A 3,692-nucleotide genomic window follows, 5' to 3' on the forward strand; every position below is an offset into this window, starting at 1 on the left:
CCAGCATGATCGACGAAACGATCTCCGAGTTCAGCATCATATAGCTGCCGTCCCCGACCATCACGACCACGTCGTCCTCGGGCCGCGCCAGCTTCACACCCAGCCCGCCGGCAATCTCATAGCCCATGGTCGAGAAACCATATTCGAGATGGTAGCTGCCCGGCGCATCCGCCTTCCAGAGCTTGTGCAATTCGCCCGGCAAACCACCCGCGGCACAGACCAGCGTCGCCTTCTGCCGCGCCCGCTGCACCGCCCCGATCACCTGGGCATCAGATGGCAATTCCACATTGGCCGGCGCAGTCGCAGCGTCAGCATCCAGCAGCCATTTATCTTTTTCCCGCATGGCCTTATGGGTCCAATCGGAATCAACCTGCCAACCCATCAGCGCCGCATCCAGCGCTTCAAGTCCCACGCGAGCATCGCTCACGAGCGGCAGCGCCTCATGCTTGCCCGCATCGAACGGCTGCGCATTGAGCCCGACGATCTTCACCGCCTCGTTCTTAAACAGCGACCACGACCCGGTGGTAAAATCCTGCAAGCGCGTGCCGACCGCGATCACCACGTCAGCCTCTTCCGCCAGCACATTCGACGCCGAAGAACCGGTAACCCCAACGCTACCCATATTGAGCTCATGCCCATGGGGCAGGGCGCTCTTGCCCGCCTGCGTCTCCATCACCGGAATGCCATGCTCCTCGGCAAAGGCCGCAAGGCTCTCGCTGGCCTCCGAATAGAGCACGCCGCCGCCCGCAATAATGACGGGCTTCTTGGAAAGCTTGATCGCCGCCGCCGCCGTCGCAAATTCATCGGCATCCGGCATGATCCGCCGCGGCACCCAAACCTTCTCGGCAAAGAAGCTCTCGGGATAGTCATAGGCTTCCGCCTGCACATCCTGGCAAAGGCTCAGCGTCACCGGCCCGCATTCAGCGGGGTCGGTAAGCACCTGCATGGCCCGCCGCAGCGCCGGAATGATCTGCTCGGGCCGCGTGATCCGATCGAAATAGCGGCTGATCGGCCGGAAACAGTCATTGGCCGAAACCGTGCCATCGCCCCAGTCTTCCACCTGCTGCAAGACGGGATCGGGCAACCGATTGGCAAACACGTCGCCCGGCAGCAACAGCACCGGCAGCCGGTTCACATGCGCCAGCGCTGCCGCCGTCACCATGTTGAGCGCACCCGGTCCGATGGAGCTGGTCACCGCCATGAACCGCCGCCGGAAACTGGCTTTCGCATAGGCAATCGCCGCATGCGCCATGCCCTGTTCGTTCTGCCCGCGATAGGTCGGCATTGTATCCCTGACGCCATAAAGCGCCTCGCCCACCCCGGCCACATTGCCATGCCCGAAAATGGCAAAAACCCCGCCAAAGATCGGCACGGTCTCGCCAGCAATGACCGTCTTCTGCGCCGTAAGAAAGCGCGCAACAGCCTGCGCCATGGTCAATCGAACAGTTTTCTGGCTCATGGCCACTCCTCATTTCTTGGTGGGTTACCCCCACCCTCATTCCCTCCCCACAAGGGGGAGGGAGGCGCATGCCCAACTCTCGCGGCTCTTTCGTCTCCCTCCCCCTTGTGGGGAGGGGGCAAGGGTGGGGGTATCGGCGTCAGCCGAACCTAAGCCCCATCCCAGGCCGCCACCAATCCCGCAAACCGCTGCGCCATCATTGCCACGACCTCATCATCGCCAATCCGTCCATCGAGCCACGCACGCGCCGCATCGCCAAAGATCGTCCGCCCCACGGCAAAACCCTTCACCGATCTGGCGGTCTTCGCCGCGGCAAATCCTGCCACCAGTTCCGACTGTGGCGCATCGAGCCCCAACAGCACAACACCCCGGCAGAACGGATCATTAGCCTCAATAACGGCATCAATCTGCCGCCAGGCCTCAGCCCCCGGCTGCGTCTCGAGCTTCCACCAATCCGGCTTGATCCCGGCCGCATACACATCCGTCAGCGCCCGCGCCGCCGTATCGTCCTTCAGCGCCCCATGCTTGCTGGAAATGATCTCCACCAGCAATTCACGCCCGACCTTCCGCGCCGCATCATAAGCCGCCCGCAACTTGGCAATCTGCACCTCGCGCAGCTCCGCTGCATCGTCCGGATGATAGAAGCACAGCACCTTGATGCAGTGATCCACCGGCCAATCCACCAGCCGCGATCCCAGATCCTGCGAAAACTCGAACTGCAGCGGCCGCGATCCAGGCAATTCAATCGGCTTCGCCACCCAGAAATTCGGAATGGCGCTCGCCGCATAAAGCGCATCGCGCCCATACTTGTCGTCGAGCAGCATGCCAAAGCCGTCGCGGCCATCCGCCACCTGCGCCGCCGCCTTCACCGCCAGCACTTTTAGCTCCGGTATCCGCGCCAGCTTCTGCGCATCGCCCCCCGCCATATCTTCAAGCTGCGACCGATGATCGATCGCCAGCGCCTTCATGCTCGGAATCTCGCGCCGCCGTGTCGTCGCCCAGTGCACGTGGTTTATCTCGGCATCCCTACGCAGCGCCCGTTCCTTGCTGCCATGCTCAAGGAAATAGGAAAGCTCCGTCCAGGTCGGAATTTCGGGCGCACAGAGCAGCCGGCTCACCGCAAAGGCGCCGCAGGCATTGGCCCAGGTCGCGCTCGTCGCATGCGGTTCCCCGCGCAGCCAGCCGCGGAGGAACCCGCTCATGAAAGCGTCGCCGGCCCCCAGCACATTATAGACCTCAATCGGAAACCCCTTGCCGACGATCCCGTCCTCAAGATCATCGGGAATCGCCCCGTCATAAACGATGCACCCCATCGGCCCACGCTTGAGCACAATGGTCCCATTCGAAAAGCTCCGAATGGTCTTCAGCGCCGCCGTAAGGTCGCTCTCGCCCGAAGCGATAAGAACCTCTTCCTCGGTCCCGACGATCAGGTCGCAGTCGGCCAGAACCGTCTGCAGGTGCTTGGAAACCTCATCGGAAGCGATATAGCGGCTGTCGCCCGCATCGTGCCCCGCCAGCCCCCAAAGGTTCGGCCGATAGTCGATATCGAACACGATCCTTGAGCCATTCGCCTTGGCAATCCGCATCGCCTTGCGCTGTGCCGCATCGCTATTGGGTTTTGCGAAATGCGTGCCCGTCACCAGCACCGCCTTGGCCGACCGCACGAATTCCTCGTCGATATCGCCTTCGTCCAGCGCCGCATCGGCGCAGTTGTCGCGATAGAAAATCAGTGGAAACGATTTGTCGTTCTCGACCGACAGCAGCACCAGCGCCGTCAACCTCTCGGGGTCGGTCACAACCCCCTTGGTCTCGACCCCCTCGCGCTGCAACTGCTCGCGAATGAACCGGCCCATCTGCTCGTTACCGACGCGCGTAATCAGCGCCGACTTCAGCCCCAGCCGCGCCGTGCCGACCGAAATATTGGTCGGGCACCCGCCCACCGATTTCGCAAAGCTGCCGATATCCTCGAGCCGCGTGCCGATCTGCTGGCCATAAAGGTCCACCGATGCTCGGCCAATGGTGATCACATCGAGCGTCTTATTCGTGCTCACCCAAATTCCTCCCGCGGCGGCTTGTATGGGAGGAATTGAAACACATCTTCCAAATCAGTTCAAATATAGAATTTCTGTTCCATCACAAAAATCAACCCCGCCGCCGCTCTTCGGCAATGGCGACAGCCAGCGCCATGGCAAAGGCCATGCTGGCCGAGAGCGAGCGGAACCCGGCATGGTCG

Annotated in this window: 2 protein-coding genes and 1 pseudogene; all 3 read right to left on the reverse strand. The window is 62.1% G+C overall.

Annotated features, from left to right (window positions below; translation table 11 throughout):
* A partial coding sequence (gene iolD / locus ABW043_RS22080) for a 3D-(3,5/4)-trihydroxycyclohexane-1,2-dione acylhydrolase (decyclizing) (protein WP_353923349.1) occupies positions 1 to 1,459 on the reverse strand: 1,459 nt, incomplete at its 3' end.
* A gap of 149 nt (positions 1,460 to 1,608) precedes the next feature.
* Positions 1,609 to 3,510: a bifunctional 5-dehydro-2-deoxygluconokinase/5-dehydro-2-deoxyphosphogluconate aldolase gene (locus ABW043_RS22085; protein WP_353923350.1), complete on the reverse strand. Its 1,902-nt coding sequence runs from the start codon at positions 3,508 to 3,510 to the stop codon at positions 1,609 to 1,611.
* Between the two features lie 91 nt (positions 3,511 to 3,601).
* Positions 3,602 to 3,692 (reverse strand): annotated as a pseudogene (locus ABW043_RS22090) (MurR/RpiR family transcriptional regulator); the annotation flags it as partial.

The sequence above is a fragment of the Devosia sp. genome (assembly GCF_040509215.1).
GTDB lineage: Bacteria > Pseudomonadota > Alphaproteobacteria > Rhizobiales > Devosiaceae > Devosia.